23 protein-coding genes and 1 tRNA gene are annotated in these 25,802 nt (G+C 66.1%); 14 read left to right on the forward strand and 10 right to left on the reverse strand.

Annotation, left to right across the window (positions count from 1 at the left end; genetic code table 11):
* Positions 1 to 91 precede the first annotated feature (91 nt).
* Positions 92 to 709 (forward strand): hypothetical protein, encoded by a 618-nt coding sequence (locus ACPT9U_RS08185; protein WP_418365211.1) that lies wholly within the window; start codon positions 92 to 94, stop codon positions 707 to 709.
* Between the two features lie 51 nt (positions 710 to 760).
* On the opposite strand, the gene ACPT9U_RS08190 is transcribed toward ACPT9U_RS08185, so the two are convergent.
* The 7 genes from ACPT9U_RS08190 to ftsY form a co-directional block, all read right to left on the reverse strand.
* On the reverse strand, positions 761 to 2,527 hold the full coding sequence (locus ACPT9U_RS08190) for a diguanylate cyclase domain-containing protein (RefSeq protein WP_435750542.1): 1,767 nt from the start codon (positions 2,525 to 2,527) through the stop codon (positions 761 to 763).
* A 27-nt stretch (positions 2,528 to 2,554) separates the two neighbouring features.
* Positions 2,555 to 4,456, reverse strand: a complete 1,902-nt coding sequence (locus ACPT9U_RS08195) for an ABC transporter ATP-binding protein (RefSeq protein ID WP_435750543.1) — start codon at positions 4,454 to 4,456, stop codon at positions 2,555 to 2,557.
* 112 nt (positions 4,457 to 4,568) lie between these two features.
* Positions 4,569 to 6,128: an alkyl hydroperoxide reductase subunit F gene (gene ahpF, locus ACPT9U_RS08200; RefSeq protein ID WP_435750544.1), complete on the reverse strand. Its 1,560-nt coding sequence runs from the start codon at positions 6,126 to 6,128 to the stop codon at positions 4,569 to 4,571.
* A 132-nt stretch (positions 6,129 to 6,260) separates the two neighbouring features.
* Positions 6,261 to 6,824 carry an alkyl hydroperoxide reductase subunit C gene (gene ahpC, locus ACPT9U_RS08205; protein ID WP_418365215.1) on the reverse strand — a complete coding sequence of 188 codons (564 nt, stop codon included), beginning with the start codon at positions 6,822 to 6,824 and terminating at the stop codon, positions 6,261 to 6,263.
* A 233-nt stretch (positions 6,825 to 7,057) separates the two neighbouring features.
* Entirely contained in the window at positions 7,058 to 7,954 is an 897-nt protein-coding gene (gene ftsX / locus ACPT9U_RS08210; RefSeq protein WP_435750545.1) for a permease-like cell division protein FtsX, read from the reverse strand.
* Positions 7,951 to 8,646: a cell division ATP-binding protein FtsE gene (locus ACPT9U_RS08215; protein WP_435750546.1), complete on the reverse strand. Its 696-nt coding sequence runs from the start codon at positions 8,644 to 8,646 to the stop codon at positions 7,951 to 7,953. The genes ftsX and ACPT9U_RS08215 overlap by 4 nt, the downstream gene beginning before the upstream one ends.
* Positions 8,643 to 10,109 carry a signal recognition particle-docking protein FtsY gene (gene ftsY / locus ACPT9U_RS08220; protein WP_435750547.1) on the reverse strand — a complete coding sequence of 489 codons (1,467 nt, stop codon included), beginning with the start codon at positions 10,107 to 10,109 and terminating at the stop codon, positions 8,643 to 8,645. Before ftsY ends, ACPT9U_RS08215 begins: the two co-directional genes overlap by 4 nt.
* A gap of 165 nt (positions 10,110 to 10,274) precedes the next feature.
* On the opposite strand from ftsY, the gene ACPT9U_RS08225 reads away from it, so the two are divergent.
* Genes ACPT9U_RS08225 through ACPT9U_RS08245 form a run of 5 tightly spaced genes read left to right on the forward strand, consistent with a single transcriptional unit; the run spans position 10,275 to position 14,358 of the window.
* The gene (locus ACPT9U_RS08225) at positions 10,275 to 11,651 is read left to right on the forward strand and encodes a M16 family metallopeptidase (RefSeq protein ID WP_435750548.1); all 1,377 of its coding nucleotides are present in this window, start codon (positions 10,275 to 10,277) and stop codon (positions 11,649 to 11,651) included.
* Between the two features lie 17 nt (positions 11,652 to 11,668).
* Positions 11,669 to 13,066, forward strand: coding sequence for a M16 family metallopeptidase (locus ACPT9U_RS08230; protein WP_435750549.1), 1,398 nt, complete (start codon positions 11,669 to 11,671; stop codon positions 13,064 to 13,066).
* Entirely contained in the window at positions 13,063 to 13,602 is a 540-nt protein-coding gene (rsmD, locus tag ACPT9U_RS08235; protein WP_435750550.1) for a 16S rRNA (guanine(966)-N(2))-methyltransferase RsmD, read from the forward strand. The genes ACPT9U_RS08230 and rsmD overlap by 4 nt, the downstream gene beginning before the upstream one ends.
* Complete coding sequence (coaD, locus tag ACPT9U_RS08240) at positions 13,599 to 14,087, forward strand: pantetheine-phosphate adenylyltransferase (protein WP_418365222.1); 489 nt, start codon at positions 13,599 to 13,601, stop codon at positions 14,085 to 14,087. Before rsmD ends, coaD begins: the two co-directional genes overlap by 4 nt.
* A gap of 19 nt (positions 14,088 to 14,106) precedes the next feature.
* A complete protein-coding gene (locus tag ACPT9U_RS08245; RefSeq protein WP_418365223.1) occupies positions 14,107 to 14,358 on the forward strand; it encodes a YfhL family 4Fe-4S dicluster ferredoxin in 252 nt (83 codons plus the stop codon).
* A gap of 93 nt (positions 14,359 to 14,451) precedes the next feature.
* Here the strand turns inward: ACPT9U_RS08245 and ACPT9U_RS08250 are convergent, their stop codons facing one another.
* Positions 14,452 to 16,422 (reverse strand): dynamin family protein, encoded by a 1,971-nt coding sequence (locus ACPT9U_RS08250; RefSeq protein WP_435750551.1) that lies wholly within the window; start codon positions 16,420 to 16,422, stop codon positions 14,452 to 14,454.
* Between the two features lie 153 nt (positions 16,423 to 16,575).
* Positions 16,576 to 17,394, reverse strand: coding sequence for a bifunctional DNA-formamidopyrimidine glycosylase/DNA-(apurinic or apyrimidinic site) lyase (gene mutM, locus ACPT9U_RS08255; RefSeq protein ID WP_435750552.1), 819 nt, complete (start codon positions 17,392 to 17,394; stop codon positions 16,576 to 16,578).
* Positions 17,395 to 17,642: 248 nt separating this feature from the next.
* On the opposite strand from mutM, the gene ACPT9U_RS08260 reads away from it, so the two are divergent.
* The 7 genes from ACPT9U_RS08260 (at position 17,643) to pth (ending at position 23,410) form a co-directional block, all read left to right on the forward strand.
* Positions 17,643 to 19,358, forward strand: coding sequence for a tetratricopeptide repeat protein (locus ACPT9U_RS08260; RefSeq protein ID WP_435750553.1), 1,716 nt, complete (start codon positions 17,643 to 17,645; stop codon positions 19,356 to 19,358).
* Positions 19,355 to 19,963 carry a lipoprotein insertase outer membrane protein LolB gene (gene lolB, locus ACPT9U_RS08265; protein ID WP_435750554.1) on the forward strand — a complete coding sequence of 203 codons (609 nt, stop codon included), beginning with the start codon at positions 19,355 to 19,357 and terminating at the stop codon, positions 19,961 to 19,963. The genes ACPT9U_RS08260 and lolB overlap by 4 nt, the downstream gene beginning before the upstream one ends.
* Positions 19,945 to 20,829, forward strand: a complete 885-nt coding sequence (gene ispE / locus ACPT9U_RS08270) for a 4-(cytidine 5'-diphospho)-2-C-methyl-D-erythritol kinase (protein ID WP_435750559.1) — start codon at positions 19,945 to 19,947, stop codon at positions 20,827 to 20,829. The genes lolB and ispE overlap by 19 nt, the downstream gene beginning before the upstream one ends.
* A 45-nt stretch (positions 20,830 to 20,874) precedes the next feature.
* Positions 20,875 to 20,951: transfer RNA gene (locus ACPT9U_RS08275), tRNA-Gln, on the forward strand.
* A 92-nt stretch (positions 20,952 to 21,043) separates the two neighbouring features.
* A complete protein-coding gene (locus ACPT9U_RS08280) occupies positions 21,044 to 21,994 on the forward strand; it encodes a ribose-phosphate pyrophosphokinase (protein WP_002931055.1) in 951 nt (316 codons plus the stop codon).
* Positions 21,995 to 22,084: 90 nt separating this feature from the next.
* On the forward strand, positions 22,085 to 22,690 hold the full coding sequence (locus ACPT9U_RS08285; RefSeq protein WP_418365228.1) for a 50S ribosomal protein L25/general stress protein Ctc: 606 nt from the start codon (positions 22,085 to 22,087) through the stop codon (positions 22,688 to 22,690).
* 42 nt (positions 22,691 to 22,732) lie between these two features.
* A complete protein-coding gene (gene pth / locus ACPT9U_RS08290; protein WP_435750556.1) occupies positions 22,733 to 23,410 on the forward strand; it encodes an aminoacyl-tRNA hydrolase in 678 nt (225 codons plus the stop codon).
* Between the two features lie 24 nt (positions 23,411 to 23,434).
* Here the strand turns inward: pth and ACPT9U_RS08295 are convergent, their stop codons facing one another.
* A complete protein-coding gene (locus ACPT9U_RS08295; RefSeq protein ID WP_418365230.1) occupies positions 23,435 to 24,352 on the reverse strand; it encodes an ATP adenylyltransferase family protein in 918 nt (305 codons plus the stop codon).
* Between the two features lie 253 nt (positions 24,353 to 24,605).
* Between ACPT9U_RS08295 and ychF the strand changes: the two genes are divergently transcribed.
* The gene (ychF, locus tag ACPT9U_RS08300; RefSeq protein ID WP_418365231.1) at positions 24,606 to 25,697 is read left to right on the forward strand and encodes a redox-regulated ATPase YchF; all 1,092 of its coding nucleotides are present in this window, start codon (positions 24,606 to 24,608) and stop codon (positions 25,695 to 25,697) included.
* Positions 25,698 to 25,802 lie beyond the last annotated feature (105 nt).

Genomic DNA, 25,802 nt, shown 5'->3' on the forward strand with positions numbered 1-25,802 from the left:
TACCCCAAACTGCCAATGAGCGGATGAGCCACATCAAGGCACATCGCAGGCGGAGGCGGACAATCGCCGCGTCCCCACCCTCGGAGCCACCATGTCCAGCGAACGCTTCCCCGCCTTTTTCGACCGCGTCCCTCGCATCGTCGTGCGCGATCCACTGGCCGACTTTCTCGGTGCTGCCGAGGGCGGCGTGCTCGAGTATGGATATGCCGACGCAGTACGCCTCGCGGGCCACTCCTGCCCCACCGTAGCGTCCGCCTATGCGCTCGCCCACCACGCGATGACCCGTCTGTTTCCGGACGAAGTCCCCGTGCGCGGGACGGTCCGGGTGAGCTTCCAGCATCCACTCGACGAAGGGGTGACGGGCGTCATCGCAGCGGTAGTCGGCCTGCTTACCGGCAGCGCACAGGACGGGGGTTTCAAGGGAATCGGCGGACGCTTCGTTCGCCGCAACCTGCAGGCCTTCGGCGCGCATGCGCAACCGCTGGCCCTGCGCTTCACGCGCAGCGACAACGGTGCAACGCTGGACGCCGCAGCAGAACTCTCGAAAGTGCCGCCGCACCCCGACATGGCTGCGCTGATGCAGGTATGCATGCGCGGTGCGCCCGATGCGGCCCAGGCAAGACGCTTCGGCGAACTCTGGCAGGCACGCGTGGAGCGGGTGCTGCTCGAGCACTGGAACGACCCCGAGGTGTTCCACTTCCTGGCCTGATGTGGCGGGCCGGGCACGCCTGCCTGCCGGGCCGCCCCGTTCCCCGCTGAACTACGCCGGCTCTGCTTCGAAGAAGCGGAAGGTGCCCCGCGTGCCGCGCTTGACGCTATACAGCGCAGCATCGGCACGGCGGATCAACTCCTCCGCGTCCGCCGAGCCATCCGGCCCGAGCGCGATCCCAACCGATGCGCCGATCTCTGCCGTCCCTTCGGGTAGCTCGAAGGGGCGCGCCATGTCGACACAGATGCGCTCCGCGACTTCCCTCGCATCATCGAAGCCGTCGACCTCGTCGAGCACCACTGCGAACTCGTCGCCCCCCAATCGGGCGACCGTGTCCGAGCCACGTACGCAGTCGCGCAGGCGGCGCGCCACCTCGACCAGCAGCGCATCGCCCGCCAGGTGACCGAAACGGTCATTGACACCCTTGAAGCGGTCGAGATCCACCAGCATCAGTGCAAAGCGGTCGCCATGCCGATGCGCCTTGGCCATCGCCGTCTGCAAGCGGTCGCTGAACAGACTGCGGTTGGGCAGTCCGGTCAGGGCATCGTGGTCGGCACGGAAGCGCAGCTTCTCCTCGGCCTTCTTGCGCGAGGTGATGTCGGTCATCGTGGCCACATAGCCTTCAAGCCCGTCGGGCCCGAGGATGCGCGTCACCGACATCCACTGCACGTAGAGATCGCCATCCTTGCGCCGATTCCAGATCTCGCCCTGCCACACGCCGTCGCGCCCCAGCGCTGCAAACATGCGCTCGAAAAATCCTGCATCGTGGCGACCGGAGCCGAGCATCGCGGGATTGCGGCCGATCACTTCGTCGGCACCGTAGCCGGTAATCTCCGAAAAAGCAGGATTGACCTGGACAACGCGGCCCGCGGGGTCGGTCACCATGATGCCTTCCGCCGTACTGTCGAAGATCGCCCGGTAACGTGCCTTGCTTGCGGCCAGGCTGCGCTCGCTGCGCTGGTGCATCTCCACCTCGGCGGCGAGGCAGCGGTTGGCTTCGGCGAGTTCGCCCGTGCGCGCGACAATCAGCTTTTCCTGTTCGGCATTGATGCCGCGCACGAAGCGCAGGTGGCGAACGTTGGCCCGCAACAGACCATGGATCAGTCCGGCAGTGAGCAGGAAGGCGACCAGGTAGAGCGCGGCCGCGCGTTGCAACAACTCGTCGCGGCGGGCGACCAGCACCCCGGCGGGCATGCTCACCGAAATACCGCCGCGGATGTCGCCAACCTCATAGCCCTGCGCGGCATGGCACTGCATGCAGGGCTCCTGCACGCGCAGCGGTGCCATGTAGCGATGCACCGGCGCATCGGCCTGCTCACGCACCAGTTCCAGGACCTCCGGCTCCCCGGCTTCGAAACGCTGCAGTGCGTTCTTCTCCCACAGGTCGGGCTGGTTTCCCGGGCGAATGGGGGTCAGGCTTGTGATATGCAAGCGAATGCCATCGCCGCGCGACGCGAGCTCCGCGATCTGGCGCGTCATGAAGGCAGGGTTGATCATGGTCAGGCGCTTGCCGTCCACCGTCTCGAGGTCACGTCCCGGGTGATCGAGATAGGGATTGGGCTGAGCCTTGTCGCCGACCGGCACATAGACGCCACCGTGTTGCGCATTCCATTCGCGCGTCGTCTGGACCAGCGAGAACAGTGCCGCCCCACGCTCACGCGCGATCGCGAAGACGGTGTCGTCGATCAGCCGCCGCTCAAGCGCGAACAGCGCTCCGAACAACACGGCACCACACAGATAGACGAGCCATATGCTGCCCGGCAAGTGGCCATCGCCGCTCGCCTGGACGGGGTCCATGACGCGTGCCGGAGCATTCATGGCGAGATTCTAACGGCAGTTGCAGCATCAGGCGCGCAACAGCGCCTGCGCGCGCGCAGCCGCCCCACCCCTCTCCTCGGCCTCTTCCACCTCCTCACCCAGAAACCCCCCACTCTGGTGCGCCCACAGGCGTGCATAGAGTCCCCCCCGGGCGAGCAGGCTGCGGTGGTCACCCTCCTCGACGATGCGCCCCTTGTCCATCACCACCAGGCGATCCATGGCCGCGATCGTCGATAGCCGGTGCGCAATCGCGACTACCGTCTTGCCTTCCATCAGGCGGTAGAGGCTCTGCTGGATGGCGGCCTCGACCTCGGAGTCGAGCGCACTGGTGGCCTCGTCGAGCAGCAGGATGGGGGCATCCTTCAGCATCACGCGCGCGATCGCGATACGCTGCCGCTGGCCACCGGAGAGCTTGACGCCGCGCTCGCCGACATGGGCATCATAGCCGCTCCGGCCATGCGGATCGGAGAGGCCCAGGATGAAGTCGTGCGCTTCGGCACGTTGCGCCGCAGCGATCATGTCCTCATCGGTCGCATCAGGGCGGCCGTAGAGAATGTTGTCGCGCACCGAGCGGTGCAACAGCGAGGTATCCTGCGTCACCATGCCGATCTGCGCACGCAAGCTGTTCTGGGTAACCCCGGCGATGTCCTGGCCATCGATCAGGATGCGACCCTGTTCGAGGTCGTAGAAGCGCAGCAGCAGGTTCACCAGCGTCGACTTGCCCGCGCCCGAGCGCCCGACCACGCCGATCTTCTCGCCCGGGCGAATGGTGAGCGTGAAATCGTCAATCACCTTCCTGGCCTGCGGGCCGGTTGCACCGTAGGCGAAACCCAGCTGCTCGAAGCGGATCTCGCCACGGCACACTTCCAAGGGCTTCGCCTCCGCGCAATCGACGACTGCATGCGGGCGCGACAAGGTGTTGATGCCGTCCTGTACGGTGCCCACATTCTCGAACAGCGCAGCCATCTCCCACATCACCCAGTGCGACATGCCATTGAGGCGCAGCGCCATCGCGCTGGCCGCCGCGACCGCACCGATGCCCACCTGGCCCTGGCTCCACAACCAAAGCGCAACCCCGCTCGTGGCAAGGATCAGCAGCATAGAAAGGCTATGGTTGATGATCTCGATGCCGCTGACCAGACGCATCTGTGCGTGCACGGTGTGCATGAACTCCTGCATCGCGCCGCGCGCATAGGCCGCTTCGCGCCCCGCGTGCGAGAACAGCTTCACCGTCGCGATGTTGGTGTAGGCATCGGTGATGCGTCCGGTCATCAGCGCCCGCGCATCGGCCTGCGCACGCGAAACCTTCGACAGTCGCGGCACGAACCAGCGCAGCGCGAAGCCGTAGAGCACGAGCCAGCCGAGAAAAGGCGCCAGCAACCAGGCGTCAAAGCTCCCGACCACCAGCACCATGGTGACGAAGTAGATGCTCACGAAGACCAGGATGTCGGTGAGGATCAGGCAGGTGTCGCGCACTGCGAGCGCGGTCTGCATGACCTTGGCCGACACGCGGCCTGCGAACTCGTCCTGGTAGAAACTCATGCTCTGGCCGAGCATCAGGCGGTGAAAGTTCCAGCGCAGGCGCATCGGGAAGTTGCCCGCCAGGCTCTGGTGCTTGAGCATGGTCTGCACCGCCACGAGCACGATACTGCCGAGGATGATGGCGGCGAGCAGCAACAGCGTACCGCCCTCGTCCGCCCACAAGTGCGCCGGCTCGACCTCGGCCAGCCAGTCGACCACACGACCGAGCATCGCGAACAGCAGGGCCTCGAAGGCGCCGATGGTCGCGGTCAGCAGCATCATGCCGAGGATGAAGGGCCGCATCCCCTCGGTGCCTGCCCACAGGAAGGCGAAGAAGCCGCGCGGCGCGGGGCCGGGAGCGGCTTCGGGATAGGGGTCGACGCGACGCTCGAACCAGCTGAAAGGCAAGGGTGTTCTCCGGGAGCAGTGCAGGCTGTGACAAGTGGAGTGTGCCGCGAGTGCCTGCGCCAATGCAAAAGGCCCCGCGCGAGGCGGGGCCGTGCATGCTTTGCGGTGTGGATCAGGCCGCCGGCGAGGTGCTGCGGATCAGGTGGTCGAAGGCCGACAGCGAGGCCTTGGCCCCTTCACCCATGGCGATGATGATCTGCTTGTACGGCACCGTGGTGCAGTCGCCCGCAGCGAAGATGCCTGACACCGAGGTCTGGCCCTTGGCGTCGACTACCACCTCGCCGAAGCGGCTGAGTACCACCGTCCCCTTGAGGAAGTCGGTGTTGGGCAGCAGGCCGATCTGCACGAAAATGCCCTCGAGGTCGATGCGGTGCATGGTGTCGGAGGTCCGATCCTTGTACATCAGGCCATCGACCTTCTCGCCGCCGGTGACCTCGGTGGTCTGCGCCGACTTGATCACGGTGACGTTGGGCAGGCTGTAGAGCTTCTTCTGCAGCACGGCATCGGCACGCAGTTCGTCGGCGAACTCCAGCAGGGTGACATGGGCGACGATGCCCGCGAGGTCGATCGCAGCCTCGACGCCGGAGTTACCGCCGCCGATCACCGCCACGCGCTTGCCCTTGAACAGCGGGCCGTCGCAGTGCGGGCAGTAGGCCACGCCCTTGCCGCGGAATTCCTTTTCGCCCGGCACGTTCATCTCCCGCCAGCGCGCACCGGTGGCGACGATCACGGTGCGGGCCTTGAGGCTGGCACCGTTCTCCATCTTCACCTCGTGCAGGTTCTCGCCCGGCACCACGCCGGCGACGCGCTGCAGGTTCATGACGTCGACTTCGTATTCCTTGACGTGCTCTTCCAGGCTGGCGACCAGCTTCGGGCCTTCGGTGTACTTCACCGAGATGAAGTTCTCGATCGCCAACGTGTCCATCACCTGGCCGCCGAAGCGCTCGGCCACCACGCCAGTGCGGATGCCCTTGCGTGCGGCGTAGATCGCCGCCGCCGCGCCAGCCGGGCCGCCACCGACGACGAGCACGTCGAACGCAGACTTTTCAGACAGCTTCTTCGCGTCGCGCGCCGCGGCACCGGTGTCGACCTTGGCGAGGATCTGGCCGAGCTCGAGACGGCCCTGGTCGAACTCCTCGCCGTTCAGGAACACCGTCGGCACCGCCATGATCTGGCGCTCTTCGACTTCCTTCTGGAACAGCGCGCCATCGACCATGGTGTGCCGGATCTTCGGGTTCAGCACCGCCATCAGGTTGAGCGCCTGCACCACATCCGGGCAGTTGTGGCAGGAGAGCGAAATGTAGGTCTCGAAGTTGAGCTCGACGTCGAGGGCCTTGATCTGCTCGATCACATCGGCCTCCACCTTGGGCGGGTAGCCACCGGCCTGCAGCAGCGCAAGGATCAGGGAGGTGAACTCATGGCCCATCGGCAGGCCGGCAAAGCGCACGCGGGCTTCGCCGCCGCGCGGGCCGACCGAGAACGAGGGCTTGCGCTCGTCGTCGTCGCGGCGCTCGACGAGCGTGATATGCGTCGACTGCTCCACGACATCGTGCAGCAGCTCGAGCATTTCCTTGGACTTCGGGCTGTCATCGAGCGACGCCACGATCTCGATCGGCTGCGTCACCCGCTCCAGGTAGGCTTTCAGTTGAGTCTTGATATTGGCGTCGAGCATGACAGGCTTCCTTGATTATTTTTTTGAACGCTGATGTTTTCAGCGCTGCGGATATGACACAGCCGGCGTGTAGCCGGCTGCGTGGGCTTGCAACCCGGGCCGATCCGGCCCGGGGGAACTGCAGCGATCGTCTTAGATCTTGCCGACCAGGTCGATCGACGGAGCCAGGGTCTGCTCGCCTTCCTTCCACTTGGCGGGGCAGACTTCGTTCGGGTGGGCGGCCACGTACTGGGCAGCCTTGAGCTTGCGAACGGTCTCGGTCACGTCACGGGCGATGGCGTTGTCGTGCACTTCCATCGTCTTGATCACGCCTTCGGGGTTGATCACGAAGGTGCCGCGCAGCGCCAGGCCTTCCTCATCAATATGCACATCGAAGGCGCGGGTCAGCTGATGCGTCGGGTCGCCGACCAGGGCGAACTGGGCCTTGCCGACGGCGGCGGAGGTCTCGTGCCACACCTTGTGCGAGAAGTGCGTATCGGTGGTGACGATGTACACCTCAGCGCCAACCTTCTGGAACTCGGCGTAGTGATCGGCCGCGTCCTCGATCTCGGTCGGGCAGTTGAAGGTGAAGGCAGCCGGCATGAAGATCAGCACGGACCACTTGCCCTTCAGGTCGGCGTCGGTCACTTCGATGAACTTGCCGTTCTTGTAGGCTTGGGCTTTGAACGGTTGGACCTGGGTGTTGATCAGCGACATCTGTAATCCTCCGGTGAGTTGCGGTGAAGCGGTGTGTGAAAACTCGATGGAATGAATTTTAGACCTGTTCCACACATTGCTCTAATTGATTATGGAGATGCCTTCGATTGAAATTCACTATGATCATCCAGCGCGATGTCCAAGCCGCCGCACCCCCATCTTCGCGCCAGGCCATCCGAAACCAATCTGCAGCACCCGGCAACTCAGCCTACATTTGGACGGATTAAAAGAAATCAAGCGCCGGCAAGATGCCTGCGCACCGAAATCACGGCGCCGAGCCAGCCGAGGAAAGCAGCGAACACCACGATGGCGACCGAAACCCGCCAGTCTGGCCCGCTGAGCAGGAATATCGCCCCGTAGGTTTCCGCAAGCCGCGCCACCGGCTGCGCGAGCCCCGTTACACCAGCCCAGATCGTGCCCAGCGCCACAAGCCCGCCAAGCGCCCCCTGCAAACCGCCGAACCAGTAGAAGGGGCGGCGGATGAAGGGGTCGGTCGCGCCGAGCAGGCGGCTCACCGCGATCTCCTGGCGCTGCGTGAGGATCTGCAGGCGGATGGTGTTGAAGGTGACGATGACGAGCGCGAAGCCAAGCAGGCCAGCGAGCATCAGCACCGCCGAGCGCCCAAGGCCAATCAGCGCGTGCAGGCGCTGCACCCAGGCAGAGTCGAGCTGCACATGCGCAACCCTGGGCCAGGCCTGCATGTCCTGCGCAAGGCGATCGAACAATTCGGGCGCCTCGCCCCGCGGCGAGATCACGAACGCGTCGGGGAGCGGGTTGGCCTGCAGGCCGCCCAGCACGTCGCCCAATCCTGCCGCCTCCAACTGGCGCAGCCCCTCTTCGCGCGGCACGTAACGATAGCTCGCCACCTCGGACTCGGCCTTGATCCGGCGTTCGATCGCCGCCACCTCCGCCTCGCTCGCACCCACCTCCAGAAAGACGCTGATCTCCGGGCTGCCCGATACGCCACGCACGAGCGAGGCGACGTTGTCCAGCAGCAGATACCCGCCGCCGGGCAGCGAGAGCGCAATGCCCACCACCAGCGCGGACAGCAGTGTGCCCAGTGGTTGGGCGGCAAGCCTGCTCAGGGCATGGCCGATCGCGCGCAGATGCAGATACAGCCAGCTCGTCATGCGTACGCCTCCATCGCGGGACGCCCGGTCGGGCGCGTATCCTCGACCAGTTGCCCCTTGGCGAGCACGAGCCGCCGCGGCCGGCTGGCCGCGAACAGCGAGGCATCGTGGGTCGATACCAGGACGCTGACACCGGCCTCGTTGAAGGAGCGGAACAGCGCGGCGATCTCGGCCGCGTAAGCGGGATCGAGGTGGGCGGTAGGCTCATCCGCGATCAGGATCGAGGGCCGATTCACGATCGCGCGCGCAATGGCCACCCGCTGCTGCTCCCCCCCGGACAGCCCTGCCGGCATCTCCTTGCCACGCCCTGCAAGCCCCACGCGCTCCAGCGCAGCAGCCACCCGCCGGGCGGCGTCCCCCGGTGGGTGACCGGTAATCACCAGCGGCAGGATCACGTTGTCGTAAACGTTACGGTCGAACAGCAGGCGGCTCTCCTGCAGCACCAGACCAAGATTCCGGCGCAGATAGGGAATCGCCGTCTTCGGCAGGTGGGAGACATCCTGCCCGTTGATCAGCACGCGCCCGGAGGTCGGGCGTTCGATCACGGGGATGAGCTTGAACAGCGTGCTCTTGCCCGCACCGGAGTGCCCGGACAGCACGACCAGTTCGCCGTGGCGGATCTCGAAGCTGACATCGGCCAGCGCCGTGTAGCCCCCCGCGTAGCGTTTGGCCACGGCCTCGAAAACGATCATCTGCGCGCTTCCGCCCCGACCTTGACTGCGGCGGCGCCCGGCTCGAACAGGGCATCCACGAACTCCCGCGCCTTGAACGGCTGAAGATCGTCGATGCCCTCACCCACGCCGATGAAACGCAGCGGCTTCGGGCACTGGCGTGCGATCGCAGCCAGCACGCCACCCTTTGCGGTGCCGTCGAGCTTGGTCACCACCAGGCCAGTGACGCCGATCGCCTTGTCGAAGGCCTTTACCTGCGCGAGCGCGTTCTGCCCGATGTTGGCATCGAGTACCAGCAGCACTTCATGGGGGCCGGAGGGATCGGCCTTGGCGATCACCCGGCGCACCTTGGCGATCTCTTCCATCAGGTGCAGTTGGGTCGGCAGTCGGCCCGCGGTGTCGGCGAGCACAACGTCGATCCTGCGCGCACGGGCGGCATTGATCGCATCGAAGATCACCGCCGCTGCATCGCCACTGTCCTGCGCGACCACGGTGACATTGTTGCGCTCGCCCCAGGTCATCAGTTGCTCGCGCGCAGCCGCGCGGAAGGTGTCACCTGCTGCCAGCAGCACGCTCTTGCCCTGGGCCTGGAAGTACTTTGCGAGCTTGCCGATCGAGGTCGTCTTTCCGGAACCGTTGATGCCCGCGATCATGATGATGAAGGGCTGGTGGCCCTCGACCCGCAGCGGCACCTCGAGCGGCGCAATGATCTCGTGCAAGCCGTCGGCCAGCGCCTTCTGCAACTGGTCGGCGGTCTCCAGCCGGTCGCGCTTCCAGCGCCGACGCAGATCGTCGATGAGGTGCTGCGTGGCATCGACCCCGCAATCGGCCATCAGCAGCGTCGACTCCAGCTCCTCAAGCAGGTCCTCGTCGATCTTGCGCAGCCCGAAGAGGCTCGCCAGGCCGCCACCGAACTGCTGGCGGGTGCGGGCAAGGCCGGCCTTAAGGCGCTCGGCCCAGGATTTCTTCGCGGCCGGCTCAGCAGCGGGTGCTTCTGGCTCTGGCTCTGGCTCTGGCTCTGGCTCTGGCTCTGGCTCCGGTTCGGGTTCGAGTTCGGGTTCGGGCTCCAGCACAGGGCCGGGCTGCTCTGCCGCGAAAGCCGTCGACATCCGCACAGGGGGCTCGCACTCAGTCGCTGACGCCTTCTCCGACACCGTGGCAGGTTCGCGCTCGACGGCGGGCTCAGCATCCCGCACCGCAGGAGGCAACTCACCGGAGGACGCGCCTTCGTGCGCTTGTGGCATGGCAGGCGCGCCCACGGCCGGATCGGATGCTTCGGCCGTGCCGGCCAGCCGTCCGTCAGACGCCTCTGCGGCGCCATCCACCGCGCCCTCGGGCGACGGCTTCAGCCCCTCGCCAGACAGGTGCCCGGGCTCGGGCTGCACCTCGGAGGCTGCTTCGGCGGGCTCCACCGCCTCGGCAAGCTCCGGTGCCTTGGCGGCGTCATCGGCCTTGCCGAACTTCTTCTTCAGGAAACCAAACATGAAACGCTCGGGTCAGAGGGGACGTTTTGCGTCGGCGCCTGCACGTCCGGCCAGCCTTGGGCGCGCGCCGCCGATCACGCTAAGATGCGGCTCCCCGGCCAGGCTGCGCAATGCGCGCCTGGCCTCGCGGAGTGCCGCGAATTCTAACAGATGCAGGACAACTCCATGATTCGCCACACCCTTGCCCGCACACTGCTCGCTGGCGCCGCAATCGCCGCGCTGACCGGCGTGCCCGCACACGCCAACCCTTTCGAAACCACGCTCGACAACGGCATGAAGCTGATCGTCAAGGAGGACCGCCGCGCTCCCTCGGTGGTGCACATGGTCTGGTACCGCGCCGGCGGCATGGACGAGCCGGACGGTGTCTCGGGCGTGGCGCACGTACTTGAGCACATGATGTTCAAGGGCACGCAGAACGTCGGCCCGGGCGAGTTCAACAGGCGCGTCGCTGCCGTCGGCGGGCGCGACAATGCCTTCACCGGCAAGGACTATACCGCCTACTTTCAGCAGATCCCGCCCGAGCATCTGGCGCAGATGATGGCGCTCGAGGCGGACCGCATGCAGAACCTGGTGCTCACCGATGACGAGTTCGCGCGCGAGATCGAGGTGGTGAAGGAAGAGCGGCGGCTGCGCACCGACGACCAGCCCCGAGCGCTGGTGTTCGAGCAACTGATGGCCACCACCTACACCGCCCACCCCTATCGCCGGCCGGTGATCGGCTGGATGCCCGACCTCGAGACCATGCAGCCCGAAGATGCCCGCAACTGGTACGCACGCTGGTACGCGCCCAACAACGCCTATCTGGTGGTGGTCGGCGATGTGAACCACAAGGAAGTCTTCCGCATGGCCACCGAACACTACGGCCGCATCCCGGCGCGCGCGCTGCCCGAACGGCGCATTTCGCCCGAACCGGAGCAGCGCGGGCCGCGCAGTGCAAGGGTGCGAGCACCGGCCGAGCTGCCCTATCTCGCCATGACCTGGCATGTTCCTGCGCTGCGCGACCCGGTCGCCGACCGCGAGGCGCACGCGCTCCAGGTGCTGGCCGCGGTGCTGGATGGCTACGACGGCGCACGCCTCACCCGCCGCCTGGTGCGGGACGAACGCCTCGCAGTCAGCGTGGGTGCAAGCTACGACACCGGAAACCGCGGCCCCTCGCTGTTCTATCTCTACGGTGTCCCGGCCGCCGGAACCTCGGTCGAGTCCCTGCAGCACGCCTTGCATGCCGAGATCCGGCGCATCCGCGACGAAGGGATCAGCGCCGAGGAGCTGGCCCGCGTGAAGACGCAGGCCGTGGCTGCGCAGGTGTTCAAGCGCGACTCGCTGATGGGTCAGGCGATGGAGATCGGCTACATGGAGTCGGCCGGCCTCTCTTGGCGCGATGAAGCCGCCCTGCTCGAAGGCCTGCGCTCGGTCACGGCGGAGGAGGTGCAAGCCGTCGCAGCCCGCTACTTCAGCGACGACAGCCTCAACATCGCACAGCTCGAACCACAGCCCCTGGAAGACAAGCGCGCGCGCTCGCCCTTCACTACGCTGCGCCACTGACACGAGGGAGGACCTCCATGATCGCTCGCCTTCTGCATCGCCCAACCGTCCGTCTCATTGGCGGCGTCCGCGCGCTCGCCCTGAGCCTCACGCTGAGCTTCGGGCTCGGTGCCACCTCCGCTGCGCTGGCTGCTCCGGAGATCCTCCACTGGACCGCGCCCACCGGTGCCCGCGTCCATTTCGTCGAGAGCCGCGCACTGCCGCTGGTGGACGTCCAGATCTCCTTCGCGGCAGGCAGCGCCCTTGACGCCGCGGACAAGGCAGGCCTGGCCAGCATGACGCACGCCTTGCTCGACGCGGGTGCAGGCGAACTGGACGAACAGACCATCGCCGACCGCAAGGCCGACCTCGGCATCCAGCTCAGTGGCGGTACCGACAACGATCGCGTCAGCCTGTCCTTGCGCAGCCTGTCGTCCGCGGCGGAGCTGGACGCGGCGATCGCGCTTGTTGCCGATCTGCTCGCCCGACCGAGCTTTCCCGAAGCGGTGCTCGAGCGCGAGCGCAGCCGCGCCGTCGCGGCCCTGCGCGAAGCCCTGACCAAACCCGCCACGCTGGCAGCTCGCCAGTTCACTGCCTCGCTGTACACAGATCACCCCTACGGCCGCCAGAGCACGCCCGAGTCACTGGCTGCACTCACGCGCGCAGATCTGGTGGGCTTTCACCGCAAGCACTACGGTGCGAACCGGGCGACGGTCGCCATCGTCGGCGATCTCGATCGCGCTGCAGCCGAACGTATCGCGGTGCGACTGACCGAGCGACTGCCTGCAACCGAGCCCGCCACGCCACTTCCGGATCCAGCGCCCGGCGGAGCAAGCATCCTACGGATCCCGCACCCGGCGGCGCAGGCGCACATCCTGGTCGGCCAGCTCGGCATGACGCGCGAAGACCCGGACTATTTCCCGCTCCTGGTGGGCAATTACATCCTGGGCGGAGGCGGCTTCGTATCGCGACTGACCACCGAGGTGCGCGAGAAGCGCGGCTTCGCCTACAGCGTCTATAGCTTCCTCGCCCCGCAGCAGGTCGCCGGCCCCTTCCAGATCGGCCTGCAGACCCGCGGCGGCCAGACCGAGGAGGCGCTCGACGTCGTGCGCGACACCCTGGCGCAGTTCATTGCGGAAGGCCCCACTGCCGACGAGCTGCAAGCCGCTCGCGACAACCTCGTCAACGGCTTCGGTCTGCGCCTCGATTCCAACGCCAAGTTGCTCGATTACGTCTCCATGATCGGCTTCTACGGACTCGCGCTCGACTGGCTGGATCGCTACCCGCGCGAAGTGGAGGCCGTCACCGCAGAAGCGGTGCGCGAAGCCTGGCAACGGCGCATTCGGCCCGAGCAGTTGATCACGGTGATCGCCGGAGGAGACGGCGACCGCAACGACGTTCCGCCACCGGCCGCGGGCGCGGAGCCCCCCCAGTGAGTCGCGTCCGCATCGTCGGCGGCACCTGGCGCTCGCGCCAGATCGAAGTCGCCGGCGTCACCGGCCTCAGGCCAACCCCCGACCGCGTGCGCGAGACCCTGTTCAACTGGCTGGGGCAGGATCTGCATGGGCAGCACTGCCTCGACCTCTTTGCCGGCAGCGGCATCCTTGGCTTCGAGGCGGCCTCGCGCGGCGCAGCAGGCGTGGTGCTGGTGGAGCGCGATCCGCGTGCGCTGGACGCACTGCACAAAGCCGCAAAGACCCTGCTGGCTTCGCAAGTAGAGATCGTCCGCGGCGATGCGGTAAGATTCGCCCAGACGACGCCGCGCACCTTCGACGGCGTCTTCCTCGACCCACCTTACAACCAGGGCTGGATCGAGCGGGTGTCACCCTGGCTGGACCGTCTGACGGCACAGGGAGGGTGGCTGTATGTCGAATCCGAAGCCGTCATTGAACAGCTCGGCAACTGGCGCTCGGTCAGACAGGGCCGCGCCGGTCAGGTCCATTTCCACCTGATGCGCAGGGGCGATGAATGAAGCAAGCGATCGCGGTCTATCCAGGCACGTTCGACCCGTTCACGCGCGGACACGAGGATCTCGTGCGCCGGGCGTCGCTGCTGTTCGAGCGCGTCGTCGTCGCTGTAGCGCGCAGCAACAGCAAGAACCCGATCTTCAGCCTCGAGGATCGCGTGGACATCGCACGCGACGCGGTTTCTGCCTTCACGAACGTGGACGTTGTCGGCTTCGACTGCCTGCTGATGGATTTCCTCAAGCAGCAGGACGCCCGGGTGATCCTGCGCGGATTGCGCGCAGTGTCCGACTTCGAGTACGAGTTCCAGATGGCGGGCATGAACCGCAAGCTCTATCCGGACGTAGAGACGGTATTTCTGACGCCCGGTGAGGAGTTCATGTTCATTTCCGCCACGATGGTGCGGGAGATCGCCCGCCTCGGCGGCGACGTGAGCAAGTTCGTGCAGCCCAAGGTGCTCGCACGACTGCAGGAAAGACTCAAATCAAAGTAAACGCAAGGAAGCGAAGACCATGGCTCTGATGATTACCGACGAATGCATCAACTGCGACGTCTGCGAACCGGAATGCCCCAACGGCGCGATCTCACAGGGCGAAGAGATCTATGAGATCGACCCCGACAAATGCACCGAATGCGTCGGCCACTTCGACGAACCGCAGTGCCAGCAAGTCTGTCCGGTGGACTGTATTCCGGTGGATCCCGGCCACCAGGAAACCCACGAGCAACTGATGTCGAAGTTCCTCAAGCTGACCGGCAAGGCCTGACGAGGGCCTGAGTAGGCCACACGGGGGCCGACTCGTGTCATCGCCCGCGCGGAGCGCCTTGCAGCGCTCCGCGCGGCGCGCATCGCGGCACGCTCAGGCTGCGGCGCGCTCAGCCGCCTGCGCCTTCCGGCCCGCCGGAGGCGCACCGAGCGCAGCGGCAACGCCATCCTGCAACACAGCGAGTTCATCGAGCAGCGCACACACCGCCTGCTCGCTCTGCTTGAGTTCCTCGACGCGGTTCTCCAGCGTGTCCGTCGCCTCATGGATGCGCTTGACGCTCTCCAGCCTGCGCTTGAGCTGGATCTGATACTCACGCACCTGCGTCTCCAGCGGCGACATCACCGCCCGCAACCACTGCTCGACGTCGCGATTGGCCACCTCGAAGGTGCGCCGCGCCTGCACTGCCACGGTCTCGAAGAATTTCTGCGTCAACGCATGCTTCTCGGTCGTCACCAAGGTCAGCGCGGTATTGAGCTGACGATCGAAGGCCGCCTCCAGGCGCTCGAGTTCCTTCTCGTAACGCAAGGTCGAAAAGCTCTCTGGAGCACTCAGCTTCAGCCCGTGCTCCACACTGAAGCGCTTGTACATGCTGTCAAGCATGCGCGTGATCTCGCCGATCTCGGTCGTGGAGCGCTGCAGGTTGGCCCGCAGGTTGCGGAAGTACCCTTCCATGGCGTCGCGCAGGCCGCGCGTGAAGGAGGACTCCAGCATCGCCTCCCGCGTACGACGGGTTTCATTGCGCAGCGCATCAAGCCCCATGTGTGCGAAAAGGTTGTTGGTGAGATCCGAAAACACCGAGCGCACCGCGTAGTACTTCTGCAAGCCCTGCTCGAACTCTTCCTTCTCGCTGCGGATCTTGCGCATCATGTACTCGATCACGCTCTGATTCTTGCCGCGCAGATCCGTCAGTTCCTGCAGCTGTTCGCGCAGGCTCGCCAGCCTCGCCTCGAGCAGGGTACGCGTGCAGGCAGCGACTTCACCCGTCTCGGCAAGGGTGTCGTCACGGACGATTTCCTGGCGCGCAGGCAGCACGTCCTCCGCAAGCGCGCGCTCGAGTTGCGGGATACGGCTGCGTTCGAGCAGCGCGGCGTCATTCTGGATGCGCGCGACGAGCCCTTTTTGGGCAGACACCGGGAACACCGCCTCCCGCCCTACGCCGAGCGTTGCCGCCACGGCGTCGATCTGACGTGAAATCTCACTCTCGATACGAGCATCGTCGCGCAATCCGTCCCACAGGCCGTCGATCTTGTTGAGCACCACCATGCGCCCGTGCTGGCGCGCGCCGCCAGCCTGCACGTAGTCGCGCCAGATCGCGAGGTCGCTCTGCGTAACCCCGGTGTCGGCAGCGAGGATGAACAGCACCGCGTGCGCATTGGGCAACATGGAGAGCGTGAGCTCGGGCTCAGCCCCGATCGCGTTGAGGCCCGGCGTGTCGAGCACCACCAGCCCCTGCTCCAGCAGCGGGTGGGGAAACTGGATGAGGGCATGGCGCCAGCTCGGGATCTCGATCCGCCCGTCAGCATCGGGCGCGATACCCCCCTTACCCTCCAGGTCCACAGCGAAACCGAGCGCGGCCGCCTCCTCTGCGCTCACCTTCTCGGTCTGCCCTACGCGCGCGAGCGCAAGCTGCAGTTCGGCGGTGTCTGCAGATTCGAGCGGCAGCACCACCCATTCCTCGGGGTAGCGCTTGAGTTCGCTCACCGGCGTGCCGCGCGCCCGGGTGCGGATCGGCAGCAGGCGCAACTCCGGCGTTGCGCCCTTGGTCCATTGCAGTTCGGTGGGGCACATGGTGGTACGCCCCGAACTGGAAGGGAGGATGCGGTCCCCGCGGTCCGCGAAGAAGACCGCGTTGATCAGCTCGGACTTGCCGCGTGAGAACTCCGCGACGAACGCCACCGTGAGCCGGTCGTCGTACAGGCGCTCGAGCAGGTATTGCAGCCGCATGTCGGACTGCGCATCGCCAACATCGTTGCGCGAGAGCCAGGTGCGCAGACGGCTCACCGCCTCGGCGGCATGCATGCGCCAGCGCCCGTAGGCGGAGAACTGTTCAGTCAGATCGGTCATCGGCTGTTCACCTCTGCGTCGTCGCGGCAAATGCGCCCGTGAATGGAGGAACCACGAGGGGCGAAAGATTCCGCGTAAATATATTCATTGAACCATACCTTCATCTCTGGCGCGCTTCCGTGCGAAATTGCACGCCCCCGGCGCACCCGCGACTCAGCCGCGGCGCTGGCAATGTGGACAGAGGAAGGTCGAACGCTGCGCACTCAGGATGCGCCGCACCGGCCGCGCGCATACGCGGCAGGGCGCGTCTTCGCGCCCATAGACGAAGTATTGCTGCTGGAAGTACCCGGGCCTGCCGTCGCCGCCAACGAAGTCCCGCAAAGTGCTGCCGCCAGCCTCGATGGCAGCCGAGAGGGTTTCGCGCACCGCTTCCGCCAGTCGCGCGCAGCGTCGCGGCCCGAGCCGGCCTGCCGCCTCCAGCGGGTGGATCCTGGCCCGGAACAGGCTTTCGGATGCGTAGATGTTGCCCACACCGACGATGCGATGGCTGTCCATGAGCACGTGCTTGATCGGCGCGCGCAAGCCGCGCGTGTGGCGATACAGCCAGCCGCCTTCGAAGCCGTCGCCCAAGGGCTCGATTCCCAGCCTGGCAAGCAGCGGATGCACAGTGGCATCCCCCGCTTGCCAGGCCACCAGTCCGAAGCGGCGTGGGTCGCGCAGGCGCAGCGCCTGCGCGCCGAACACGAAGTCAACGTGATCGTGCCGCCCCGGAGGCTCGTTCGCAGGCACCACCCGCAGGCTACCCGACATGCCCAGGTGAACGATCACCGTGCCGCTGCCAAAGTCGAAAAGCAAATACTTCGCCCGTCGCCAGACGCGCTCCAGCCTGCGCCCCGCCAGAATGGAGGCAAGCTCCGCCGGCACCGGCTGGCGCAGGTTGGCATTGCGCACCACGAGCCCACCGAGCACCCGCCCTTCGGCGTGGGGCCGGATGCCGCGACAGGTGGTTTCGACTTCGGGCAGTTCGGGCATAGCAAGGGCTCGGGGCAGTGTTCTCGGGCGCCCGCGCCCGCACGCCGAAACGACAGCGGAGCGGGCACCGGCACAACAGACAGCGAAGCTGCGTTGCCGACGGGTTGCAGCCATGGCATCGATCTGCATACCATGGTGCGAAACGAATTCTAGTCGAGCCGCTCCAAGGCAGGACAGCGCCGCGCCGCGGACGCTTCTCCGGCCTGCGGCTCAGCCGCAACCCCCACACGTCGTGCGGACCCCTTTTCATGAAGATTCAGCTTTCCCGCCTCGCCCGCTCGGTCTGCCTCGCTCTGGCACTGGGCACCAGCGGCAGCGCCCTTGCCGCCAATGGCGATCCGATCGGCGGCCCCCTGCCCGCGCAGGAACTTACCCCGCGTACGCTCTACCATTTCCTGCTCGCCGAGATCGCCGGCTCACGCGGCCAGATCGGGCTGTCGGCCCAGCTCTATCTCGATCTCGCACGCAGCACGCGCGATCCGCGCATCGCCCGCCGTGCGACCGAGATCGCCATGTACGCACGCAACCTGCAGATGGCGCGCACCGCAGCAGGCATCTGGGCGGAAGTCGCCCCAGAGTCGGAAGAAGCACGGCGCGTGCTCGCAAGCATGGAGGGCCGCGAACACGGTGACAGCGTCAACCTCGACGCCGTGCAGATCCAGCTCGCACGCGTGCTGGCGCAGTCGAGCGAACGCCTGCCGCAGAACCTGCTCGGCCTGAATCGTGCATTGGCCCGCGTCCCGGACCGGCAGGCCGTACGAAGCATCGTTCAGCGGCTGACCGAGCCCTACCTCGACGCTCCGGAAGCACACATCGCTCGCGCCCAGGCCGCCCTGGGCGCGCAGGACGCCATGGGCGCGCTGGCGGGAGTCGAGCGTGCGCTCGAGCTGCGCAGCGGCTGGGCGCCCGCAGTGCTGATGAAGGCGCAGATCCTGCAGCAGGCTGGCGCACAGGACGAGGCTCTGACCCACTTGCAGAAGGCTGTCACGGACGCCCCCGACGACCGCGAGCTGCGCCTGGCGTGGGCGCGAAGCCTGGTGTCGGCCCAGCGCTACGCGGAGGCGCGCGATGAGTTCCGCAGCCTGCTCTCGGGCACGCCGGGGGACGCCGAGCTGCTCTATGCGGTGGCTCTGCTGTCCGTGCAACTGGGAGACCCTGCCGACGCCGAGATCCAATTTGCCCGCGCGCTCGCAGCCGACTATCCGCACCCGGACCTGGTTCGCCTGCACATGGGCCAGATCTCCGCCGACCGGGGCGACGGGGAAGCCGCACGCAAGTGGTTCGATGAGATCAGCGACCTCGACCTGCGCCCCGAAGCTACCATCCGCAGCGCGCTCAGCCTGGGCCGTGAGGGGCGGATCGACGAAGCCCGCGCTCGGCTTCAGGGCGAAGATGACGAACCCGAGATCCTGCGCCGCTATGTGCTCACCGAAGTGCAGATCCTGCGCGATGCCGACCGCAGCGGTGAAGCGCTGCTCGTCATCGATGAAGCCCTGCGCGAAACGCCCGACGACACCGGCCTGCTCTACGAAGCCGCGATGCTGTCCGAGCGACTGGACCGCCTCGACCTGATGGAGTCGCGCCTGCGCCGCGTCATCGAACTCGACCCGGAGCACGCGCACGCCTACAACGCGCTCGGCTATTCGCTCGCGGACCGCAGCTTGCGCCTCGAGGAGGCCGAAACCCTGATCGTGCGTGCGCTCGAGCTGCTCCCCGACGACCCCTTCATCCTCGACAGCCTGGGCTGGGTGCGCTTCCGGCGCGGTGACACGCCGGGCGCCCTGAGCCACCTTGAGCGCGCATACGGCATCCGCCAGGATGCCGAGATTGCCGCTCACCTTGGCGAGGTGCTGTGGTCGGCGGATCGCCGAGAGGACGCGCGGCGCATCTTCGCAGAAGCACTCGTCGCCCACCCGGAAAACCGCGTGCTGCGGGAAACCATGGACCGCCTGGGGGCGCAATGACGCTGCAAGTCCCCCGCAACGGGGCCGCCGCAGCGCCGGTGCGCACGATCGCCGCCATGGCCGCGCTGGCGCTGCTGTCCGCCTGCGCCCCGCTCGAGATACGTGAGGGCGTCACCGTAGCCGCGCGCGCTGCAGCCCCGGCCTTCCTCCTTGAGGGCCGGATTTCGGCCACCGATGGCCGGCAAGCCGCAAATGGCGGCGTGGCTTGGCAGCACACCGCACTGGCGGACCACCTCACCTTGTTCAGCCCCCTGGGCCAGATCGTCGCGCGCCTGGAGAGCAGCGCCGACAGCGCGACTCTCACGCGGGCGGACGGCACGCAGCACACCGCCCCAGACGCTGACACCCTGCTGCCAGAGCTTCTCGGTATCGAACTGCCCGTAGCAAGCCTCGCAAGCTGGGTGCAGGGCGCCCCCGGAGCGTTCGCCGAGGTGCGCGCGCACGACGCCGCCGGCCGCCCGCTGCTGGTCATCGACCAAGGCTGGCGCATCGACTACCCTGGCTATGCGGACGAAGGTCCGCAGGCGCTGCCCGCACGGATCGACATCTCGCGCGGCGAAACGCGCCTGCGCCTGGTCATCGATTACTGGACGCTTCCGCAGTGAACGCCACACCCCCCGACACCCAGGCGCCCTACCGCCTGCTCGGCTGCCCTGCGCCAGCGAAACTGAACCTGTTCCTCCACGTCGTCGGCAGGCGCGCAGATGGCTACCACCTGCTGCAGACCGCATTCCGGCTGCTGGACTGGGGGGATACGCTCGACTTCACGCAACGCGCGGACGGAAACATCGTCCGTGTCACTGAAGTGCCGGGCGTTCCTGCCGAGCAGGATCTGGTCGTGCGCGCGGCGCGCCTGTTGCAGCAGCACACGGGCTGCACGCTCGGCGCAGACATCGCGCTGCACAAAGCGCTGCCCATGGGCGGCGGCATCGGCGGTGGCAGTTCTGACGCGGCCACGACACTGATCGCCCTCAACCGCCTGTGGAACACTGGCCTGAGCCGGGCACGCCTGCAAACGCTCGCCCTGCAACTGGGCGCCGATGTGCCGGTGTTCGTGTTTGGCCGCGACGCATTTGCCGAGGGTGTGGGTGAGGCCCTGCAGCCGCTGGAACTGCCGCCCGCCTGGTACGTGATCCTGTCGCCCGGAGTCCAGGTGCCGACGGCGGAAATTTTTTCTTCCCGGGACTTGACGCGAAATACCACTCCAATCAGAATGGCGGACTTCGCAGCAAGCGCCACCCGGAACGACCTGCAGCCTGTGGCCTGCAGCCATTACCCGGAAGTGCGCAAGGCGATTGACTGGCTGGCGACCAAAGCGCCGGCCAGAATGACAGGCTCGGGTGCCTGCGTGTTTGCAGAAGTCGACTCCGAACAGGAAGCCGATCGCATCACGAAACTTTGCCCGCCAGCGTGGAGCGCTTGGAAGGCGAAAAGTCTGACTCGCCATCCGCTTTACGGTTGGCTACAATAGCGCCCGCTTCGTCAGCAGATCGTTTTTGCAGGCGAAAAGGTTTCTTGGGGAGTCGCCAAGTCGGTTAAGGCACCGGATTTTGATTCCGGCATTCGAGGGTTCGAATCCTTCCTCCCCAGCCAGATGACGACGGGCAGGCCATGAGCCTGCCCGAGTCGTTTCTGCGCGACGGCTTTTATTCGCGCGTCGTTTTAACGGCTTCGGAGTAGCTGAAATGCCCCACGGCAGCCTGATGGTCTTCACCGGCAACGCCAACCCCAAGCTTGGCGCCGATGTGACGCGACGTCTGGGTATCTCCCTCGGTTCGGCCACCGTCGGCCGCTTTTCGGACGGTGAAGTCAACGTCGAATTGCTCGAGAACGTGCGCGGCAAGGACGTCTTCGTCCTGCAGCCCACCTGTTCCCCGACCAACGACAACCTGATGGAGTTGCTGGTGCTGGTCGACGCGCTGAAACGCGCTTCCGCGGGCCGCATCACCGCAGCCATCCCCTACTTCGGCTACGCCCGCCAGGACCGCCGCCCGCGTTCGGCTCGCGTGCCCATCACGGCCAAGGTCGTCGCCAACATGCTGCAGGCAGTGGGCGTCCAGCGCCTGCTGACGATGGACCTGCACGCCGACCAGATCCAGGGCTTCTTCGACATCGCGGTCGACAACGTCTATGCCGCACCGGTGCTGCTCGCCGACCTCGACAAGCAGAAATACGACGATCTGCTCGTCGTTTCGCCCGACGTCGGCGGCGTGGTGCGCGCGCGCGCCTTTGCCAAGCGCATGGAGTGCGACCTGGCGATCATCGACAAGCGCCGCCCCAAGGCCAACGTGTCCGAAGTGATGAACATCATCGGTGAGGTCGAAGGCCGCACCTGCGTGATCATGGACGACATCGTCGACACCGCGGGCACGCTGTGCAAGGCGGCTGCAGCGCTCAAGGAGCATGGCGCCAAGCGCGTGCTGTCCTACTGCACGCACGCCGTGCTGTCAGGCGCTGCCGTGTCGCGCATCAACGATTCGGCGCTCGACGAACTCGTCGTCACGGACACCATCCCGCTGCGCGAAGACGCCAAGGCCTGCAACCGCATCCGCCAGGTCTCGGTGGCTTCGCTGCTCGCAGACACCATCCTGCGCATCAGCAACGAGGAGTCGGTTTCCTCGCTGTTCATGGAATAAGTATTTTGCCCGTCCGGCCTTGCGCCGGATGGGCTCTCACCGTCCTCGCCTGGTCGCGGGCTGGGACACTCATCACTCAGGAGCAACACAATGCAGATCGAATTCAAGGCCACCAAGCGTGACGCTCAAGGTACGGGTGCGAGCCGCCGCCTTCGTCGCGCAGGCCAGCTGCCGGGCATCATCTACGGCGGTGCGGGCGAAGTCAGCCTGATCACCATGGATCACAACGAGCTCTACCACCTGCTGCGCAAGGAAGCCTTCCACGCCTCCGTGCTCTCGATCGACGTCGAAGGCAAGAAGGAATCGGTGGTGCTGCGTGACTCCCAATGGCACCCGTTCAAGCAGCAAGTGCTGCACCTGGACTTCCAGCGCATTGCCGCCGGCGAGAAGATGCACCTGAAGGTGCCACTGCACTTCTCCGGCGACGACGTCAGCCCTGCCGTCAAGCTCGGCGGCTGCATGATCTCCCACGTGATCAACGAAATCGACGTCCAGTGCCTGCCGAAGGATCTGCCCGAGTTCGTCACGGTCGACCTGTCGGCACTTGAAGCTGGTGCATCGGTGCACCTGTCGCAGGTCAAGCTGCCCGCCGGCGTCGAGCTGGTGCAGCATGGCGAAGGCGACCCTGTCGTGGCGACCGCCCTGGTGGTCAAGGGCGCTGCTGCTGAGGGCGAAGCCGAAGGCGAGCAGGCCTGAGCCTATCCGTCGCGCTGACCCGGATCACCGAGACCGACCCCGATGAGCAACGCGTTCGCACGCCCGCCTCGTCTGATCGTTGGCCTCGGCAACCCGGGTGCCGAATACTCCGAAACCCGGCACAACGCCGGGTTTTGGTTTTGTGAGCGACTCGCCGACAAACTCGGCACACGCTTCTCGCACGAATCCCGTTTCCACGGCTTGGTCGCCAACGCACGCGAAGCTGGTATGTGGCTGCTGATGCCGCAGACCTTCATGAACCGCTCCGGTCAGGCCGTCGGCGCGCTCGCGCGCTTCTACCGCATCGAACCGGCCGAAATCCTCGTCGTACACGACGAACTCGACATTCCCCCCGGCCAGTTGCGCCTCAAGTTCGGCGGCGGCCTCGGCGGCCACAACGGTCTGAAGGACACCTCCGCCCACCTCGGCACGAATGACTACTGGCGCCTGCGCATCGGTATCGGCCATCCGGGCGACCGCAACGAGGTGGTCAACTTCGTGCTCAAGCCCGCGCGACGCGAAGAGCAAGGGCAGATCGACGAAGCGATTGCCAAGGCGCTCGCCCTGTGGCCGCAGATCATGCGTGGGGAGCTCAACGCCGCGGCAACCAGGCTGAACGTCCGCCCCGCAGCACCCAAGCCGCCCAAACCATCTCAAGCACCGAAGCCCACCAAGGCACCCGACTCGCCAGTTGCGGACAATACCGGCGCCGACAACTGAGCGCCTGCGCCGACCTCTGCCCGCTCAGTACCCGACCGCCGCCAGCGCGCGCAGCGGTCCGACACGACGGATCGACTCGATCTGCTCCGGCTGACGTGTGTACAGTGTTCCGCCAAAGCACACCGCGCTCATCGAGATGCCCTCGAAGTGCTCCTGACTGCGGGGCAGCATCAGCAACCAGCCATCGGATACCAGCAGATTACAGGCTGGAAGCAGCCCATCCACGCCAGGCTCCAGGTCAAGCGCCCTGCATGCGCGAACGTAGGCCGCATGCATGCTCGCCGCAGCCTCGTGTGCCACCTCACCCTGACCGCAGCGCACGCGCACGAAGCTGTGCTTCATCGGCAGCGCAGGATGTACCGCAACGTCCTGTTCCACGACCGAATCAGGCAGCCCTGCCGCAAAGAGGCGCAGGTTCGCATTGCCTTCAGCAGGCGGCATCCACTGCACATGCTTGTGGCGCTGGCTAGCGCCAGCGGCCGTGCCCCCGTTGTAGAGGCCGATCCCGCCCGCCTCGGCCATGATTTCGGCAAGCGCGGCAAAGTCGCTGCGCGTCAGCGGCAGCAACTGCTCTTCGAACGTCCGTCGCGCCAGCACCAGATGCCCTTCGCAGAGCGGAAACTTGTTCAGGATTGCCACATGCGCATCACCTACCGGGCCAACCGTGAGTTCGGGGTCCGGGTTCAGGAAGGGGTTGAAGTTCGGATCGCGCGGCCCGCCCGGGATCGCAACCTCCTCTCCGCCCCGGCCCGCCTCTCTTTCCCCCGCAGCCAGCGGACGCTTGGTCGCATCCTTGGCTGCCAGCGAGGACACCCAGCGCACAATGAAGCGCATGCCAGCATCCTCGAGTTCAATCTGCTCGGCCTGTACCGGCTGCAACGCACCCGACGCCAGCGCGCTCCTGCTGCGCGCATCGATGGCCGCGATCCACTTGCTTGTCATCCGGTCCGTCTCCTGTTCGTTATTGGGCAAATGTAGGAGGCCCCATTGTAGGCCGGAACCACACCTGAGACCCCCAGGGCCGACACGCAACGGCAATCCGCTCGGCGGTGCAGAGCCTGTTTGGCGCCCCCGGGCGGGCACACCCTTTGGAGGCGCACACTGCGTCACGGTACAATCCCGGGTTTCCCCACACCGGATCAAGGGCGTAGCCCAAGACAAGGCTGCACGCGCACCGGAACGATCAAGGATTCACATGAGCCTGAAATGCGGAATCGTCGGCCTGCCCAATGTTGGCAAGTCGACCCTCTTCAATGCGCTGACCAAGGCCGGCATCCAGGCCGAGAACTACCCCTTCTGCACCATCGAGCCCAACGTCGGCATCGTCGAGGTGCCCGATCCGCGCCTTGCCGCGCTGTCCGAGATCGTCAAGCCGCAGAAGATCCAGCCCGCCATCGTCGAGTTCGTTGACATCGCCGGCCTGGTCGCAGGCGCCTCCAAGGGTGAAGGGCTGGGCAACCAGTTCCTCGCCAACATCCGCGAGACCGACGCCATCGTGCATGTCGTGCGCTGCTTCGCCGACGACAACGTGATCCACGTGTCGGGGAGCGTCGATCCGATCCGCGACATCGAGGTCATCGACACCGAGCTCGCGCTCGCCGACATGGCCACGGTAGAGAAGGCGCTCAACCGCTACAAGCGCCCCGCCGCTTCCGGCGACAAGGAAGCCAAGATCCTCGTCGCAGTGCTCGAGAAGTGCTTCGCCCAGCTCGACCAAGGCAAGGCCGTGCGCGCGCTCGACCTGTCGAAGGAAGAATGGGCCAGCCTCAAGCCCTTCTGCCTGATCACCGCCAAGCCGGTGCTCTACGCCGCCAACGTCGCCGAGGACGGCTTCGAGAACAACCCGCACCTGGACGCCGTGCGCGCCCATGCCGCCACCGAAGGCGCCGAAGTGGTCGCGCTGTGCGCGGCGATCGAGGCCGAGATCGCAGACCTCGAGGACGCCGACAAGAAGGAGTTCCTCGAGACCATGGGCCTGGAAGAGCCCGGCCTCGACCGTCTGATCCGCGCCGGCTACAAGCTGCTCGGTCTGCAGACCTACTTCACCGCTGGGGTGAAGGAAGTGCGCGCATGGACCATCCACGTCGGCGACACCGCACCGCAGGCCGCCGGCGTCATCCACACCGACTTCGAACGTGGCTTCATCCGCGCCCAGACCATCGCCTTCGACGACTTCATCCAGTACAAGGGCGAGGCCGGCGCCAAGGAAGCGGGCAAGATGCGCGCGGAGGGCAAGGAGTACGTGGTCAAGGACGGCGACGTGCTCAACTTCCTGTTCAACGTCTGAGTAGCCAAGCCGTTTTCCTGATGTTTCATGAAACACCAGGATGCCATCAAAATCCTAATAAAACCGCGCAGTTGCGCGGTTTTATTGTTTCATGATGCTGCTTCG

The sequence above is a fragment of the Thauera sp. AutoDN2 genome, from assembly GCF_051280715.1.
GTDB lineage: Bacteria > Pseudomonadota > Gammaproteobacteria > Burkholderiales > Rhodocyclaceae > Thauera.

Coding starts and splice junctions, on each gene's coding strand:
- ACPT9U_RS08225 (WP_435750548.1), top strand. CDS start 10,275: ATGATTCGCCACACCCTTGCCCGCACACTGCTCGCTGGCGCCGCAATC.
- ACPT9U_RS08245 (WP_418365223.1), top strand. CDS start 14,107: ATGGCTCTGATGATTACCGACGAATGCATCAACTGCGACGTCTGCGAA.
- ACPT9U_RS08280 (WP_002931055.1), top strand. CDS start 21,044: ATGCCCCACGGCAGCCTGATGGTCTTCACCGGCAACGCCAACCCCAAG.
- pth (WP_435750556.1), top strand. CDS start 22,733: ATGAGCAACGCGTTCGCACGCCCGCCTCGTCTGATCGTTGGCCTCGGC.
- ftsY (WP_435750547.1), bottom strand. CDS start 10,109: ATGTTTGGTTTCCTGAAGAAGAAGTTCGGCAAGGCCGATGACGCCGCC.
- ACPT9U_RS08260 (WP_435750553.1), top strand. CDS start 17,643: ATGAAGATTCAGCTTTCCCGCCTCGCCCGCTCGGTCTGCCTCGCTCTG.
- ACPT9U_RS08250 (WP_435750551.1), bottom strand. CDS start 16,422: ATGACCGATCTGACTGAACAGTTCTCCGCCTACGGGCGCTGGCGCATG.
- lolB (WP_435750554.1), top strand. CDS start 19,355: ATGACGCTGCAAGTCCCCCGCAACGGGGCCGCCGCAGCGCCGGTGCGC.
- ACPT9U_RS08215 (WP_435750546.1), bottom strand. CDS start 8,646: ATGATCGTTTTCGAGGCCGTGGCCAAACGCTACGCGGGGGGCTACACG.
- ACPT9U_RS08285 (WP_418365228.1), top strand. CDS start 22,085: ATGCAGATCGAATTCAAGGCCACCAAGCGTGACGCTCAAGGTACGGGT.
- ACPT9U_RS08185 (WP_418365211.1), top strand. CDS start 92: ATGTCCAGCGAACGCTTCCCCGCCTTTTTCGACCGCGTCCCTCGCATC.
- ahpF (WP_435750544.1), bottom strand. CDS start 6,128: ATGCTCGACGCCAATATCAAGACTCAACTGAAAGCCTACCTGGAGCGG.
- ACPT9U_RS08190 (WP_435750542.1), bottom strand. CDS start 2,527: ATGAATGCTCCGGCACGCGTCATGGACCCCGTCCAGGCGAGCGGCGAT.
- ACPT9U_RS08295 (WP_418365230.1), bottom strand. CDS start 24,352: ATGACAAGCAAGTGGATCGCGGCCATCGATGCGCGCAGCAGGAGCGCG.
- ACPT9U_RS08230 (WP_435750549.1), top strand. CDS start 11,669: ATGATCGCTCGCCTTCTGCATCGCCCAACCGTCCGTCTCATTGGCGGC.
- ftsX (WP_435750545.1), bottom strand. CDS start 7,954: ATGACGAGCTGGCTGTATCTGCATCTGCGCGCGATCGGCCATGCCCTG.
- ahpC (WP_418365215.1), bottom strand. CDS start 6,824: ATGTCGCTGATCAACACCCAGGTCCAACCGTTCAAAGCCCAAGCCTAC.
- coaD (WP_418365222.1), top strand. CDS start 13,599: ATGAAGCAAGCGATCGCGGTCTATCCAGGCACGTTCGACCCGTTCACG.
- mutM (WP_435750552.1), bottom strand. CDS start 17,394: ATGCCCGAACTGCCCGAAGTCGAAACCACCTGTCGCGGCATCCGGCCC.
- ychF (WP_418365231.1), top strand. CDS start 24,606: ATGAGCCTGAAATGCGGAATCGTCGGCCTGCCCAATGTTGGCAAGTCG.